The organism is Candidatus Poriferisodalis sp., assembly GCF_965204195.1.
Lineage (GTDB): Bacteria > Actinomycetota > Acidimicrobiia > Acidimicrobiales > Poriferisodalaceae > Poriferisodalis.
Window position 1 is genome coordinate 1,097,208 of sequence record NZ_OZ241975.1, and the last position, 15,601, is coordinate 1,112,808.

At 68.2% G+C, this 15,601-nt stretch carries 14 protein-coding genes; 11 read left to right on the forward strand and 3 right to left on the reverse strand.

What is annotated here, in order from left to right:
- Positions 1–20: 20 nt before the first annotated feature.
- Positions 21–872 carry a hypothetical protein gene (locus ACOGI8_RS04925; protein WP_419855775.1) on the forward strand — a complete coding sequence of 284 codons (852 nt, stop codon included), beginning with the start codon at positions 21–23 and terminating at the stop codon, positions 870–872.
- Positions 873–893: 21 nt separating this feature from the next.
- On the opposite strand, the gene ACOGI8_RS04930 is transcribed toward ACOGI8_RS04925, so the two are convergent.
- Positions 894–1,718, reverse strand: a complete 825-nt coding sequence (locus ACOGI8_RS04930; RefSeq protein ID WP_419855776.1) for an enoyl-CoA hydratase/isomerase family protein — start codon at positions 1,716–1,718, stop codon at positions 894–896.
- 116 nt (positions 1,719–1,834) lie between these two features.
- Here ACOGI8_RS04930 and ACOGI8_RS04935 point away from each other — a divergent pair, with 116 nt between their 5' ends.
- The 6 genes from ACOGI8_RS04935 to ACOGI8_RS04960 are packed head-to-tail and all read left to right on the forward strand — an operon-like array spanning position 1,835 to position 8,035.
- A complete protein-coding gene (locus ACOGI8_RS04935) occupies positions 1,835–3,220 on the forward strand; it encodes a 4-hydroxyphenylacetate 3-hydroxylase N-terminal domain-containing protein (protein ID WP_419855777.1) in 1,386 nt (461 codons plus the stop codon).
- A 55-nt stretch (positions 3,221–3,275) separates the two neighbouring features.
- On the forward strand, positions 3,276–4,223 hold the full coding sequence (locus ACOGI8_RS04940) for an ABC transporter ATP-binding protein (RefSeq protein ID WP_419855778.1): 948 nt from the start codon (positions 3,276–3,278) through the stop codon (positions 4,221–4,223).
- Complete coding sequence (locus ACOGI8_RS04945; RefSeq protein ID WP_419855779.1) at positions 4,220–5,200, forward strand: ABC transporter permease; 981 nt, start codon at positions 4,220–4,222, stop codon at positions 5,198–5,200. The genes ACOGI8_RS04940 and ACOGI8_RS04945 overlap by 4 nt, the downstream gene beginning before the upstream one ends.
- Entirely contained in the window at positions 5,197–6,228 is a 1,032-nt protein-coding gene (locus tag ACOGI8_RS04950; protein WP_419855780.1) for an ABC transporter ATP-binding protein, read from the forward strand. The genes ACOGI8_RS04945 and ACOGI8_RS04950 overlap by 4 nt, the downstream gene beginning before the upstream one ends.
- A complete protein-coding gene (locus ACOGI8_RS04955) occupies positions 6,225–7,010 on the forward strand; it encodes an ABC transporter permease (protein ID WP_419855781.1) in 786 nt (261 codons plus the stop codon). The genes ACOGI8_RS04950 and ACOGI8_RS04955 overlap by 4 nt, the downstream gene beginning before the upstream one ends.
- 41 nt (positions 7,011–7,051) lie before the next feature.
- Complete coding sequence (locus ACOGI8_RS04960; protein WP_419855782.1) at positions 7,052–8,035, forward strand: glycosyltransferase family 2 protein; 984 nt, start codon at positions 7,052–7,054, stop codon at positions 8,033–8,035.
- A 100-nt stretch (positions 8,036–8,135) separates the two neighbouring features.
- Here ACOGI8_RS04960 and ACOGI8_RS04965 read toward each other — a convergent pair whose 3' ends face one another.
- Positions 8,136–9,899, reverse strand: a complete 1,764-nt coding sequence (locus tag ACOGI8_RS04965; RefSeq protein ID WP_419855783.1) for an acetyl/propionyl/methylcrotonyl-CoA carboxylase subunit alpha — start codon at positions 9,897–9,899, stop codon at positions 8,136–8,138.
- A 54-nt stretch (positions 9,900–9,953) separates the two neighbouring features.
- On the opposite strand from ACOGI8_RS04965, the gene ACOGI8_RS04970 reads away from it, so the two are divergent.
- Positions 9,954–10,850, forward strand: coding sequence for a biotin--[acetyl-CoA-carboxylase] ligase (locus tag ACOGI8_RS04970; protein WP_419855784.1), 897 nt, complete (start codon positions 9,954–9,956; stop codon positions 10,848–10,850).
- 162 nt (positions 10,851–11,012) lie between these two features.
- A complete protein-coding gene (locus tag ACOGI8_RS04975) occupies positions 11,013–12,473 on the forward strand; it encodes a leucyl aminopeptidase (protein ID WP_419855785.1) in 1,461 nt (486 codons plus the stop codon).
- A 7-nt stretch (positions 12,474–12,480) separates the two neighbouring features.
- Here ACOGI8_RS04975 and ACOGI8_RS04980 read toward each other — a convergent pair whose 3' ends face one another.
- Positions 12,481–13,209: a hypothetical protein gene (locus ACOGI8_RS04980; RefSeq protein ID WP_419855786.1), complete on the reverse strand. Its 729-nt coding sequence runs from the start codon at positions 13,207–13,209 to the stop codon at positions 12,481–12,483.
- A gap of 161 nt (positions 13,210–13,370) precedes the next feature.
- Between ACOGI8_RS04980 and ACOGI8_RS04985 the strand changes: the two genes are divergently transcribed.
- Positions 13,371–14,186 (forward strand): SIR2 family NAD-dependent protein deacylase, encoded by an 816-nt coding sequence (locus tag ACOGI8_RS04985; protein ID WP_419855787.1) that lies wholly within the window; start codon positions 13,371–13,373, stop codon positions 14,184–14,186.
- A gap of 209 nt (positions 14,187–14,395) precedes the next feature.
- Positions 14,396–15,559, forward strand: a complete 1,164-nt coding sequence (moeB, locus tag ACOGI8_RS04990; protein WP_419855788.1) for a molybdopterin-synthase adenylyltransferase MoeB — start codon at positions 14,396–14,398, stop codon at positions 15,557–15,559.
- Positions 15,560–15,601: the final 42 nt, after the last annotated feature.

A 15,601-nucleotide genomic window follows, 5' to 3' on the forward strand; every position in this document is an offset into this window, starting at 1 on the left:
CAGCGAGAGGCAGCGAGGCGATGGCTGAGGGCGCACCGGTGGACGTGGCGACGGTGATGTGCCAGTGGGCCGCAGGGGGGCTGGCGTACCTGTGGGTGACCACGCGGCGGCGCGAAGTCGGGCTCGGCTACGGCTGGCTGCTGCGCTCGTTGTATGCCGTGATCGCCGCCATCGGAGCAGTCACCGGCTTCGTGTTCCAGCCGAACGCCGTGCGCGACGCGGCCTGCATTGCGATGGCGCTGTGCGCTGGTGCGACACTCGTGCGCTCGGCCGTGCCCAACGTGCCCGCAGGAGTTTTCGACGCGCCGACCGGAGATGCCGGCAGCGATGGCGGGGCAACGACCGGTTCCTCACCGACGAGGACGATCGAGGGCTTCGACCCGCGCTGGGACCTCGCAGCGCCTCTCGTGGGCCTGGTCGGGGTCATCGCTGCAGGACTCGGCGCGAGCGGCGACATCGCACCGGCGCTCCACCTCGCGCGTGTCGTTGTCGGCGCTGCGTTTCTGGGCGTAGTGAGCAATTCGATGCTGCTGGGCCACTGGTACCTCGTGCAGCCCGGTCTGCGCCGGGAGCCGTTGCGGGAGCTGGTGCGCCATCTCGGCGGCATCTGGCCGATCGAGGTGGGATTGCTGCTGCTGCCCACCGGCATGATCGCGGTGCTGACCGGCACCATCGACGACGGCTACGGCGGGTTGCTGGGCTGGTTCTGGATTGCATGCGCGGTCACCACCGTGGCGCTTGCGGCCGTTGCCATGGCGGCGTTGCGCGAACGCCAGTACGCGGCCGTCATGGCGGCCACCGGGCTGCTCTACCTGGCGATCCTCACCGGCTTCGGCACCGACCTCGTGGCCCGCCTCACCCTCGCCGGTTAGCTCTGTTCAGCGGCTGGACAGTCAGGTGCCCGTCCATTCGGGCGGGCGCTTCTCGGCGAAGGCCCGCCCGCCTTCCTTGGCGTCTTCGCTGTCGCCCACGATCTTGCGGATCGACTCGCCCATGCGCAGGGCCTCGGTCCAGCCCATGCGCTGGCTGCGCCACGCCACTTCCTTCACGGCCCGAACGGCAAGGGGCGCTCCCTGGCACAGGCGCTCGGCCAGAGTGCGAGCTTCGTCCATGAGCGTGTCGTGCGGCACGACCTTCCACGCGAGCCCCATCTCGTGCGCTTGGGTTGCGTCGAAGTTCTCGCCGGTCAGCAGGATCTCCATGGCGTTCGCCCAACCGATCTTGTGCGGCATCCGCATGGAGCCCACGATGGTCGGCACACCGATCCTCACCTCGGGCATGCCGAAGATGGCACGGTCAGACGCAATGAGAAAGTCCGCCACCAGGGCCCCGGTGAGCCCGTAGCCGATGCACGCGCCGTTGATGGCCGCAATGATCGGCTTGTACAGCTCAAGGCCGCTCTCGAGGCTGTTGATGGTGGGGATCTCGAAGTACGACCCCGACCAGATTCCCGCCGAGCCCCGCGTCGGATCGCGCAGGTCGGCGCCGGCGCAGAACGCTCGGCCCTCCCCGGTCATGATGGCCACCCACGCGTCAGAGTTGTTGTAGAACTCCATCCACGCGGCGTTCAGGCACTGCCGCATGTCGCCGTTGATGGCGTTCATTGCCTCGGGCCGGTTGTAGGTGATCGTGGCGACGTGCCCGTCGAGCTGGTACGTCGCCGCTGCGTCGGGGTCGGAGATGTCGGGCACGGGGCCCTTGTAGGAGGGATCGGTCATGGGTGCCGTTCTAGCGCACCGGCCCCTGCAGTCACCTCCGACCCCGGCCGGTTCCACCGCGCGCCACTAGCGTGACTGCCGCTCGCACGGCAACTGTGACAAATGGGGAGCTCACGATGCGCACCGGCCAGCAGTACAAGGAATCGCTCGCAGACGGACGCCTGACGTACTTCGAGGGCAAGCAGATCGACGACCTGGAGACACACCCGATCCTCGGCCAGACGGTGGACGCCACGGCCGCGGGCTATGACCGCTTCTACGACCCGGCACCCGAGGCCATGTCGCCGCTGATGACCGTGCCGCGCAGCGCGGACGACCTGCGCGAGATGATCCCCATGCTGCATTCGGCCGGGATGATGGCCCATGTCACCTACACGTCCATCCAAACGCTGAAGACCGCCGCAGGCCGCATGGTCGACTCCAAGCCCGACTACATCGAGCGGATGGACGCCTTCATCCGCGAGGCGCAGCGCGATGACGTGCGCATCACCCAGTGCATCACCGACGCCAAGGGCGACCGCAGCCGGCCGCCTGCCCGCCAGGACGACCTCGACTCCTATGTGCGCGTCGTGGATCGCCAGCGCGACGGCGTGGTGATCCGCGGCGCCAAGCTCCACATCACCGGCGCCTCGTTCGGCCACGAACTGCTCACCATTCCCACCAAGGCCATGAAGGCCGGCGAGGAGGATTGGTCGATCGGCTGCTCGGTGCCGGTGAACGCCCCCGGCGTCAAGATCATCAACACCACCTACGCGCCCCGCCATGAGGATCCCCGGGCGTTCCCCGTGTCGGGCGAGCACCACTATCCCGAAGGTTTCGTGATCTTCGACGACGTGTTCGTGCCCCACGAGCGCGTCTTCCTCGACGGCGAGACGCACTATGCCGCCGTGTTCGCCCATGCGCTGGGACTGTGGGAACGCCTCGGCGGGCTGTCGGCCTTCGTGGAGGAAGCCGACCAGCTCGTCGGTTTGGCCCAGCTCGTGGCCGAGGCCAACGGCACGGCGGGGATCGGCCACGTCAAGGAGAAGATCTCCGAGTTGATCATCCACGCGACGCTCATCCGAGCGGCGCTGGAAGCTGCCATTGCTCACTGCTCGATCGGGCCCGAGGGTGCGGCGTTTCCTAACGAGCTCTACACCAACGCCGGCAAGTTCCAGGCGGCGGCGAACTACAGCGCCATGGTGCGGCACCTCCATGACATCGCCGGCGGTGCCGTGCTTACGTCGCCGGTGCCGGCCGATTTCGAGAATCCCGATGTCGGCGCGCTGGCCCGCAAGTACATGTCCACTCGCAACGACGTTGACGGCGAGTACCGGGCACGACTGATGCACACCATTCGCGACCTCACAGCCGACTCCTACGGCGGCTGGAAGTTCGTGACCAATTTGCAAGCCGGGGGCGGCCTCTATGCCCAGCGCATCGTCACCCGCAAGCACTACGACCTCGATGCCGCCAAGCAGAAGGCGCTGGCCGTTGCGGGTCTCGCCGAAGCGGATCACTAGCCACCGATCTCGCCCCATGACGGCTGCCAGCCGCCCAATGGTTTAGTTTGAGCGCGTGAACGACGCTGCCACTGCCGAGACAGTGCTCGTCTCCACGGCAGCGTTGACACAGCGGTTCGGATCGACGGTCGCGCTCGACACGCTCGACATTCAGATGCGGCCCGGCGTGACCGGACTGGTCGGGGCGAACGGCGCCGGCAAGACCACGCTGCTCAGCGCACTGCTCGGCCTGCGTCAGCCGACTTCGGGCTCCGCGAGGGTGCTGGGGCTCGACCCCCGCAGCCAAGGCGCCGCCTTGCGGGCAAGGGTGGGGTTCGCTCCCGAGCGTGACGTGCTGCCCGACGAGATGCGGGCCGTCGACTTCGTGCGCCATCTGGCACAGGTGCGAGGGCTGCCCCGCAGCGAGGCCCGCACCCGCGCGTCGGACAGCCTGTGGCTGGTCGGGCTGGGCGAGGAGCGCACCCGCACGCTTGGCACCATGTCCACCGGTCAGCGCCAGCGCGTCAAGCTGGCGCAGGCCGTCGCCTCAGACCCCGAGCTGGTGCTGCTGGACGAGCCGACCTCGGGGCTCGACCCCACCCAGCGCAGCGAGATGCTCACGCTCATCGGTGAGATCAGCAGCGAGCACTCGGTCAGCGTGGTGCTGTCGTCGCACCTGCTCGAGGAGGTCGAACGGGTCTGCGACCACATTGTGGCCCTCGACGCAGGGCGCCTGGTGGCCGACGGCCCGATCGCCGAACTCGTCGGCGACGGCGAGGGCATCACGCTGGAGCTGGTCGACATCGCTGAGCCCGCAGGGACCGTCGACGCGGTCGAGAGCGCGCTGCGTGGTGCTGGCCTCGACGTGGAGCGCACTGGCACCACGTTGCGACTCAGCGGCGTCGACACCGATGAGCTGAGCGATCGGACCCGCGACGCAGTTGCCCAAGCAGGGGCGCGCATCCGGCGCCTTGAGGCCCGGCGGCGCACGCTGGCTGACCTGTTCGAAGCGTCGTCGACATGACTGACAGGGGCGACCCAAGTGCCGACGTGAGCTCTGTCAGGGACGCCGCCATGCCGGCGACGCAAGCCGGCGACGACGCCGCGCAGATTCTCGACCAGCGCTACCGCTCCTACAGCGGCACTCGGCACGGGCTCGCCGGCGCCATGCGCGCAGTGATCGTCTCGTCGACGCGGTTCACGCTCGGGCTGGGGCGCCCCGCTAGGCACAAGTTCCTGCCGTGGCTGGCTGTCGTGATCGCCCTCGTGCCAGCGATCGTGCTCGTCGGTTGGGCGACGGTGTTCGACAGCGACCTCATCTCCAGCCAGATCCTGCCCGACTATCACGAGTACTACAGCTGGATCCAGGCGGCGCTGTTCTTCTACTGCGGCATCGTGGTGCCCGAGATCCTCGTCGCCGATCGGCGCAACGGGATGCTGCCGCTCTACCTGTCGACGCCGCTGCGGCCGTGGAGCTACCTCGCCTCCAAGGCTGCCGCGGTGGTTGCGACGCTGGCGGTCATCACCGTCGGACCGCTGCTGTTCCTGCTGGTGGCCTACACCATCGAAGGATCCGGACCTGACGGACCCGTCGATTGGGCCATTGTGCTGGTCCGCATCTTGGTGGCCGGTGTTGCCATCGCAGCCACCATCACCGCGGCGAGCCTGGCCATCTCGAGCCTGACCGACCGGCGGGCGTTTGCGGTGATCGGCGTGATCCTGCTCCTGCTGGGCAGCAATCTCGTGACCAGCGTGCTCGTCGAAGTCGCCGAAGTCGACCCGCACCTGTATGGGTTCAATCTTGGCGAAATCGGCGCTGCCTTGAAGGACCGGATTTTTGGTGTCGGACCGCCCTCGACGCTCGGTGAGAGTGAAGGGCCGCCGAGCACGCGCATCAGCGAGCTGTCGACGCTCTTCGTCCTCGCGGCCAACGCTGCTTGGGTCATCGCAGGAGGGGCAGTGGTGTGGTGGCGCTACCGCCGGATCGTGGTGAGCCGATGAGCGCTCGCCCCAACCCGGTACCGGCCCCCGCGCCGGGTGCGCAGACCGGTCCCGGCCCATCCGCCGCCCGTTCCGCCGGCGCCTCGGCGGCCGGACGCAATGGCACTGCACCGGTCGGCATGATCGAGGTGCACGGCGTGTCGAAGTTTTTCGGCGATGTGGTTGCCGTGTCCGACGTGACCTTCGCCGTCCGTGCCGGTGTCACTGCGCTGCTCGGGCCCAACGGTGCAGGCAAGTCGACGCTGTTCCGCATGATGTGCGGGCTGATTCCGCCGTCGCGGGGAACGGTGCGCGTGCTGGGCGCTGACGCCCGCACCGACCGGGATGTGCGCGGCCGGATCGGGCTGTCACCGCAGCAGGACGCCCTGTTCGACCGGCTCGACGCGCTCGAATTCGTGACGATCGCAGCCGCCACGCAAGGTGTGGCGGATCCCGAGGCGGCGGGGAGACACGCTCTGGGCATCGTCGAACTCGACCCCGACGATCATCGGCCGGTGTCGGGCTATTCCAAGGGCATGCGCCAGCGCACGAAGCTGGCCGCCGCCCTCGTCCACGATCCCGAGGTGCTGATTCTCGACGAGCCCCTCAACGGACTCGATCCCGTTCAGCGACGCCGCATGATCGAGTTGCTCGAGGATCTCGGCGCGCAAGGGCGCTGCGTACTTGTGTCGTCTCATGTACTCGAGGAGGTCGCCCGGCTCGGATCGCGAATTCTGGTGATCGCCCAGGGACGCCTCGTCGCCAGCGGCGACTACCGCGAACTCCGCGAGCTGATGGACGACCGCCCGCATCGCATCAGCATCGAGGCCGACAAGCCCCGCGAGCTCGCCGCGGCACTGGTCACCTCGGGCACCGCGGTCGGGGTGCGCATCGAGGGCGATGTCGTGGTGGCGGACACAATGGAGGTGGATCGCCTGGGACGTGAGATCGCGCCGTTGGCGAAGGACTTGGGCGCCCGATTGCGACAGGTCGTCCCGCTCGACGAAGACCTCGAATCGGTCTTCCGCTACCTGGTGGAACGACGATGAACGCAGCGCTCGACGCACAGCGGCACCGTGTCGGCGCTCTGCGAACGACGGCGCTGTGCTACCGGGTTCTCATCCGCCAGATCTTCTCCGTCGGCCGCCTGGTGGCGCTCGGCGCGCTCGGCGCCGTCATGGTCGTGGTCGGCTGGGTGGTGGGCAACTCAGCGAACGGCGGGGGCTCGGCCAACGCCGGGGCGCTGTTCGACGGCGCCAGCTATGCCGACGGCTTCGGCCTGATCATCATCGTGCCGATCGTCTCGCTGGTCTTCGCCGCAGCCTCCTTGGGCGATGTCCGCGACGACGGCACGCTCGTGTACCTGTGGCTGCGTCCCATGGGCCGCGCTCCGCTCGTGGTGGCTGCGGCGGCTGCGGCCGTTACGGTCTCGCTGCCGCTGTGCGTCATCCCGACCACGCTGGGTGGCTGGTTCGCGACTGACCTCGTTGCAGATTCAGGAGGCGTCGCGCTTGGGGCGCTGGCTGCCGCGGCGCTGGGGACCGTCGCCTACTCGTGCCTGTTCGTGCTGCTGGGCTTGCTGTTCCGCAAAGCTGTTCTGTGGGGGATCGCCTACGTGCTGCTGTGGGAGGGCCTGGCGGTGGGTCTCGGCGACTTTGCCGAGCGCCTGTCGCTGCGCGGGTATGCCCGCTCGCTGCTCTCACGGATCGCCGATGTCGATCTCGGCTTCACCACCTACGGGCTCATCACCGCCGTCGTCGTGCTGGCCAGCGTCTCAGCCGTCAGCCTCGCCCTCGCCGCCATACGCCTCGCCCGCCTCAACGTCGACTGACCTGTCGCCTCCGCCGCGAGCGCGCCCGACACAATGGGCGGGTGCGGCTGGTCATCCAGATCCCCTGCCTGAACGAGGCCGAAACGCTGGGAACCACCCTGAGCGCCCTGCCACGCCAGGTGGACGGCTTCAACGAGGTGCTGTGGCTGGTCATCGATGACGGCTCCACCGACGACACGGTCAAGGTGGCCCGGAACCACGGCGCCGACGCAGTCGTCAGCCTGACGCAGAACAAGGGGCTCGCCGTGGCGTTCGCCAGCGGTCTCGATGCGGCACTGCGCATGGGCGCCGACGTCATCGTGAACACCGACGGCGACAACCAGTACGACGCGGGCGACATCAGCAAGCTGACCGAGCCGATCGTGGCCGGCCGTGCCGACCTGGTGATCGGCTCGCGCGACATCCGCAACCACCCGGAGTTCTCACCGCTCAAGAAGCGTCTGCAGCGGCTCGGCTCGTGGACCGTCCGGCAGGCCTCGGCGACCGATGTGGCCGATGTCACCTCTGGGTTCCGCGCCTACAGCCGGGAGGCAGCGCTCGCGGCGAACGTGGTGTCGCGGTTCACCTACACGCTCGAGACGGTGATCCAGGCCGGAAAGTCGGACCTTGCAGTCACCGATGTGCCGGTGCGGGTGAATCCCACCACCCGGCCGTCGCGCCTGTTCAAGTCCAAGCGCCAGTACGTGCGCAGATCGGCAGGCACCATCGCCCGTGTGTACGCCATGCATGAGCCGCTGCGGGTCTTCGCCGTGCCGGCTGCGCTGTTCGCGGCGGTCGGCCTGTTCCTGTTCGCCCGTTTCGGGTGGTTCCTGGTGACCTCGGACGGCTCAGGTCACGTGCAATCGCTCATCATCGGCGCCGTCGCGCTGCTTGTAGCCATGCAGCTGGTGATGCTCGGCGTTCTGGCCGACCTGCTGCGCGCCAACCGCGTCATCGCAGAGCGAACTCTGCGCCGCGTCCGCGCCATAGAACTCGACCTCGGAACACTCAAGAAGCACCAGCAGGCCGAAGACACAGATCACTGAGCGGTGAGGGCGGCGCCGGCGCCTGCGAGCTTGGGACCTGCTGGATTCCGTGAGCAGGAGACGGTGCCGCCCTCACCGCGGGCGCGCTTTGGACACCGCGCTAGGAGATAACGACCACCACGTCGCCGGCGCCCACCGTGTCGCCAGGCTCGACCTTGATCTCGGTGACGGTTCCGGAGCGGTCGGCGTTGATGCTGTTCTCCATCTTCATGGCTTCGAGCACCACCACCCCCTCTCCGGCAGAAACCTCCTGGCCGATCTCCACCAGGATCTTGACAATGGTCCCCTGCATCGGGACGGTCACCTGACCGGTACCGGCGCCCGCCGAAGATCCGCCGCTCGCTCGCCGGGGGCGAGCCGCCATGTTGGCCGCATTGGCGGCTGGCGCTGTCTCGGGCACCCATGCGCTCACCGAGAACCGCTTGCCGTCCACTTCCACCACCACATCCCGTCGCACGCGCGGCCCCTCATCGCCGTCGGGCGCAGCGGGTGGTTCTACGTCGGTTTTGCCGGTCACACCGCTGAGGTCGAGCTGTTCTTCTACCCACTTCGTGCTGTGGATGCCGGCCTGGAAGTCGTCTGAGGCCATGATCTGCGCGTGCGCTGCTGCGGTCGTCGCGACGCCGCCGACGCTCAGTTCGCTGAGGGCCCGTTGCATGCGGGCGATGGCCGTCGGTCGATCCGAGCCCCACACGACGAGCTTGCCGATGAGGTTGTCGTAGTACTGGCTGACCGTGTCGCCGGCCTCGTAGCCGCCGTCCCAGCGAATGCCGAAACCGTCGGGCACGCGCAGCGATGTCAGCGGGCCCGGAGACGGCAGGAAGCGACCGCCTGCGGGATCCTCGGCGTTGATGCGCGCCTCGATCGCGTGACCGACCGAGGTCACCTCCGACTGCGTGAACGACAGCGGCTCCCCGGCGGCCACCCGGATCTGCTCGCGCACCAGATCGATGCCGGTCACCATCTCGGTGACCGGGTGTTCCACCTGCAGCCGTGTGTTCATCTCCAGGTAGAAGAACTCGCCGTCCTGGTAGAGGAATTCCACCGTGCCGGCATTGGTGTAGTTGCATCCACGGGCCACGGCCACCGCCGCGTCGCCCATCGCCTTGCGGACGGCATCGTCGAGCAGCGGCGCGGGGCTCTCCTCCACCAGCTTCTGGTGCCGGCGCTGCGCGGAGCAGTCACGTTCGCCCAGCCACACGGCGTTGCCGTGGTGATCGGCGATGACCTGCATCTCGATGTGGCGAGGCCAGGTGAGGTAGCGCTCCATGTAGCACTCGCCCCGGCCGAAGAACGCCTCGGCCTCGCGCTGTGCCGAGGCCAGCGCGGCTTCGATCTCGTCGGGCCCGTTGACCACCTTCATGCCGCGGCCGCCGCCCCCGTATGCCGCCTTGATAGCGATGGGGTAGCCGTGCTCATCGCCGAATGCCGCGACTTCGTCGGGGGAGGTGATCACCTCGGTGGTGCCGGGAACGCCGGCGACGCCGGACCGTTCAGCCGCTAGGCGCGCCGAGATCTTGTCGCCCATCACCTCGATGGCCTCAGGCGGCGGCCCCACGAACGTCACGCCCCGCTCGGTGATGGCGCGGGCGAAGTCGGCGTTCTCGGAATAGAAGCCGTAGCCGGGGTGGACCGCATCGGCACTGCTTCGATCTATGACGTCGAGGATTGCCTCGGTGTTGAGGTAGCTCTCCGCTGCTGTCTGACCGCCGAGGGCGAACGCCTCATCCGCGAGTCGCACATGCATGGCGTCGCGGTCGAGTTCGCTGTACACCGCGACCGACGGAATGCCCAGCTCGCGGCACGCCCGGATGACACGCACCGCGATCTCGCCCCGGTTGGCGATGAGGAGCTTGCCGAACATAGACCGGCGACGCTATTGCTCCTCGCTCATGTTCGCTACCGGTACTGTCGCTGCGTGCCTGCCGAGCACGAACCGGGGCAATTCGACTCACCGCACTTCAGGTCGGTCGCTGGCACCCGCTTCGCCGATGTCGAGTGGCACGCCGAGATCGGCTCCACCAACACCGAGCTGCTCGATCGGGCCCGCCGCGGGGCACCCGAAGGAGTGGTGCTGATCGCGGACCTGCAGACCACCGGACGCGGCCGTCGCGGCCGTCGCTGGACGGCGCCGCCGGGCACCTCGCTCATGATGTCGGTGCTGCTGCGCCCACCGCCGGGACCGCTGCCTCCGACTCGGGCGGCCTTGGTGGCGCTTGCCGTCGGGTTGGCGGCCGCAGACGCGTGCGAACAGGTGAGCGGCGTCCGGCCGCAGCTGAAGTGGCCCAACGACCTCGTGATGGCTGGCCCTGCGGGCCCTGAAGCGGCCGGTCACGACGCGGTTCGCCATGATCGCAAGCTGGCGGGCATCCTGGCCGAGTCCATCAGCACGCATGGACGGCTGTCTGCACTTGTCGTGGGCATGGGCCTCAACACCGGCTGGCCGGTGGTGCCCGCGGAACTCGCGAGTGTCGCTACCAGCCTGAACCTGGAATCGGGAGCTCCCGTGGACCGCACGCTGCTGGCACGCCGGGTGCTCGAGGGTTTGGAGGCTCGCTACGAGCTGCTGTGCCGGGCCGCTGACGGCGCCGGAGCAGCCGTCGTGCTGGACGAGGCTCGCTCGAATTCCGCCACGCTCGGCCGTCGTGTGCGCGTCTCGCTTGATGCCACAACGGACGAGCCCGCCAACGACGCGCGCAGCCTCGAAGGTGTGGCGAGCGACCTCGACGCTGAAGGCAGGCTGCTGATCACCGACGATGCCGGGACGATCCACACCGTGGCGGTCGGCGACGTGGTGCACCTGCGCTCTGCGTGACGCGAGATACGCCCCGGGGTCGGCGCCGAGCACATATCCGCTGCGTCGAGCGTCGGCGTCGGGTAGAACCGCAACGCGCGCGATGCTTGCCGTCGTTCGTGACGCACCCGACAGAGCGAGGATGCTGTGCCGCTGACTGTTTCGATTGACAACTTTCAGGTTGTGACCGACCCCGCCGGCGCGCCGCCCACGGCCGCCGCCGACAGGCCGGTGCGCAGCGACGCGCTGGACACGCTGGGGGCCACGGCCAACTACCTGGCAGCCAGCGGCTTCGATGGCTCAGCGGGCAGCACTGCGCTGATGGCCGGCATCGCCGACACTTCGGACGACACCATGCCCATCGCCGTCGGGCTCGGTGCCGACGAACTCACTGCCGCGGGTGTTCGCAAGGCTGCGGCGAATCTCTGGCGGGCGGCATCGAAGGTCGACTCGTTGACATCGGCATTGGCGGCCGTTGCGGCTGACGATCTCGGTGCCGATATCGCACTCGCGGCAGTCGTCGAAGGCATGCTCCTGGCCTCCTACGGGTTCAACGAGCACAAGGGCGAGCCGCCCGAAGCCGACGCGCTCGGCCAAGTCGTGCTCGCTGCGCCCGACGGCACCGACACGGCGGCAGCCATCACCCGAGCCGCAGCGGTGGCCGGTGGCATTGCCCTCGCCCGCGACCTGGTCAACCAGCCGGGCGGTGCGCTCACGGCCACCGGCCTCGCCGAAGCAGCAACGGCAGCGATTGAAGCTGCCAGCGCCGAAGGCGACGACGCTGCGGGCACCGCGTCTGTCGAGGTATGGGACCGCGAACGGCTCGAAGCCGAGCGATGCGGCGGGATGCTGGGCGTCAACGCGGGCTCGACCGAGCCCCCGGCGCTCATCCGCATGCGCTGGCAGCCGACGGCCACACCGCGTGCGACCGTGCATCTCGTCGGCAAGGGCATCACATTCGACACGGGCGGGCTCAACCTCAAGACCTTCGAGGGCATGGAGTGGATGAAGATCGACATGGGCGGCGCTGCCGCAGTCATCGGCGCGATGAGCGCGATCGTCCGGCTGGCGCCCGATGTCGCGGTCACCGGCATCTGCTGCTGCACCGACAACCAGCCCGGACCCACAGCCACCAAGCCCGGCGATGTGCTGCGCATCCGCAACGGCAAGACGGTCGAGGTGCTGAACACCGACGCGGAGGGCCGGCTCGTGCTCGCCGACGGACTGTCGCTCTCGGTCGAAGAGGAGCCTGACCTAGTTGTCGACCTCGCGACGCTGACGGGCGCCTGCATGGTGGCGCTCGGCGACAAGTACGGCGGACTCATGGGCAACGACGCCGCAGCGATCGAGCGTGCCGAGGCTGCGGCAAGCGCCGCGGGAGAACTGCTCTGGCATCTGCCCCTGCCGCCGGAGTACCGCGAGCAGCTCGACTCGCCGATCGCCGACCTGCGCAACATCGGCAAGAACCGCTACGGGGGCACGCTTCACGCAGGCCTGTTCCTGTCGGAGTTTGTGGGCGAGACGCCGTGGGTGCACTTCGACATCGCCGGGCCTGTGCGCACCGATGCCGACGCCGGCGAGCTATCCAAGGGCGCGACCGGCTTCGGCGTGCGCACGCTGGTGGAGCTGATCTGCGGCTGGTGACCGACTTCTAGCGGCTGCGGCGCGTACCGGGTCGCGTGCGTCGCTGCGCCCATGCCCATGCCGTTGCCTCGTTTGCGGCATTGGGCGCGAGCCCGAGCGTCACCAGGCGCTCGGCCGACTCGTGCAGGCCGTGGCCGAGCATCAACATGCACGAAGCGAGCAGGCGTGTCTCGCCGACCGAGAAATCCGCACCCCCATCGGTGCGCGACCAGCGTCCGACATCCTCACGCAGCTCTTGGGGCATCCGGTCGTACAGCCGGCGTGGCACGGGCGGCAGCAGGCGGCGAACCATCAGCACGGCATCATCGGCGAACTGCGCAAGGTGGAACATGGCGCAGCGGTCGATGGTGCGCATGAAGCTGCTCGTGCGGCCGCCGCGGTGCTGGAGCCCGAGTCGCCGGGCGGTGGAGTCGAGATCCAGCCACAGATCTTCGCCTGGGGCCAGCTCGTCGAACTCCCGTGCGAGCAGCCGCAGAAACCAGACGGCGCTCGGCCCCAGGATGGCGACCCAGAAGCGCTCCACGTAGGCCGACCGCGGATCGTGGCCACGGCGCCGCAAGTTGGGGTCATCCCACGGCCGCGCCAACAGAACACGCAGCGGCTCGCTTGTGGCCGCTGGGACCAGCGGCTCGCTCTGCACAGTCGCCGTGCCGCCGACCAGTTGCAGGTTGACCGCTGCAGCGTCGCTGCTGGCAGTCAGGGGCGGGGGAGTCGTCGGCAGGCCGTCGTTTCGCATCGAGGTCTCCTTCAGCGTCTCGTGTCGCGTCCGGCCGGGGCCGGCGTTCGTGTGCGGTTGACATGTTGTATAGCAAAAAATACTTATACAACATGAAATAAACTTTTAGTCACACAAACCTCGTCAAGCCCGGTACCCGGCGATCAGTCAGACTGTGGGGCATGAGCCCAGCCGAGACGGACCGGGGGCCTGATGCGGGTTCCGACACCGAGGACGATGTCCGGACGGTGGCGGAGTGGATCGACGAGGCGAGCGCCATCACGGTGCTGACCGGCGCCGGGATCTCCACTGATTCGGGAATCCCGGACTTCCGCGGCCCCAATGGCGTGTGGACCAAGAACCCCGCTGCCGAGAAGCAGGCGACGCTGCAGAACTACTTGGCAGATCCGGAGGTGCGCGTGCTGGCGTGGCGGGCGCGCATGGATCACCGTGCATGGGGTGCCGAGCCCAACGACGGGCACCGAGCCCTTGTGCAGCTTGAGCGTCGCCGCAAGCTGGTGTCGCTGCTCACGCAGAACGTGGACGGGCTGCACCACGACGCTGGCTCGGATCCCGACAAGATCGTGGAGGTGCACGGCACCATCCGCGAGGTTGCGTGCTTGGAGTGCGACTACCGCGCCGACATGGGGGTGGTGCTCGATCGGGTGCGGCTCGGCGAGGACGATCCGTCGTGTCCGGTGTGCGGCGGGATTCTCAAGAGTGCCACGATCAGCTTCGGCCAGCAGCTCGTGGCGCGAGATCTGCTGCGTGCGCAGATTGCAGCGGAGAACTGCGACCTGATGCTGGCCGTGGGCACGACGCTGGCCGTCTATCCGATCGCTGCGGTGGTGCCGGCGGCAAAATCGGCAGGCGCTCGCGTGGTGATCGTCAATGCGGAGCCCACCGAGATGGATCATCTCGCCGACATGGTTCTCCGCCGATCCATCTCCGAGGTCCTCCCCCAAATCTGCGGCGGCGGCCGGAGGCTGAGCCGGTAGGCGAAGCCGTGGCCCGAGCGGCCCGTGAGCGCAGCGAACAAGAGCGGAGAGCGACAGGTGCGACAACGATAAGGCTCGCCCGTCCGCACAGCCAGAGCAAAACCCGACCGAATTAGTAGGATTTAGTGCCTGAGCCTGGTCACAGGACTGGGCACTATCGAACGCGACACGATCGTTCCAGACACTGGGCGACGAACAGGGAGGCCCCGATGCCCTCGTTCCGCGAACTGCTGACAGCGACCAAGCGCGAGATCACCGAGATCACCACGGCCACGGCGGCCGAGTGGATTGCCGACCGTTCACCGGTGGTGCTCGATGTGCGCGAGCCCGACGAATACGAGCAGGGTGCGCTGGCCGACGCGATCCACATCCCACGCGGCCACCTCGAGGCGCAGATCGAGAACCGGCTGCCTGATCACGACGCCGAGATCATCATCTACTGCGCCGGCGGCGTGCGCTCGGCCTTCGCGGCGAAGACGCTTGCCGAGTTGGGATACCCGAACGCGGTGTCCATGGACGGCGGCTTCGGCCAGTGGAAGGACGAAGGCCGGCAGTGGTCGACGCCGGCCTCGCTCGGTGCCGCGCAGCGCAACCGGTACCAGCGGCACCTGCTGCTTCCCGAAGTGGGCGAGGCCGGACAGCTCAAGCTGCTCGACGCCAAGGTGCTCATGCTCGGCGCAGGCGGCCTCGGCTCGCCTGCTGCGCTCTACCTGGCTGCTGCCGGTGTCGGCACGCTCGGCATCATCGACATGGACGTGGTCGACGAGTCCAACCTGCAGCGCCAGATTCTCCACAACGTCGACCGGGTCGGCGACCGCAAAGTGGACTCGGCCAAGAAGACGCTGACTGCGCTGAATCCCGACGTCAACGTGGTCACCTACGACACGCGGCTCGGCGCCGACAATGTGCTGGAGATCCTGTCGGGCTGGGACGTGATCGTGGACGGCGCCGACAACTTCCCGAGCCGGTATCTGCTCAACGATGCGTCCGTGAAGCTGGGCATTCCGGTGGTGCACGGCTCGATCTTCCGCTTCGAAGGCCAGGTCACCGTGTTCGACCCGCAGCACGGGCCGACCTATCGCGACTACCTGCCCGAGCCCCCGCCGGCCGAGCTTGCCCCGTCGTGCGCGGAGGCCGGTGTGCTCGGCGTGCTGCCGGGAATCGTGGGCTCGATCCAGGCGCTCGAGACCATCAAGCTGATCCTCGGCGTCGGTGATTCGCTGTCGGGCCGCATCGTCGCCTTCGACTCGCTGGAGATGACGTTCCGCGAGTTCCGGCTGCGTCCGGACCCCGCCAACGAAGTCACCTACGCCAATCGCGAGCGCATCACCGTCAGCGAACTTGACGGCCTCTGCAGCCCCACGCTGAGCTGAGCCGCGACCACAGTAGGGCTGGGGGGCACCGGTACGCTGCGG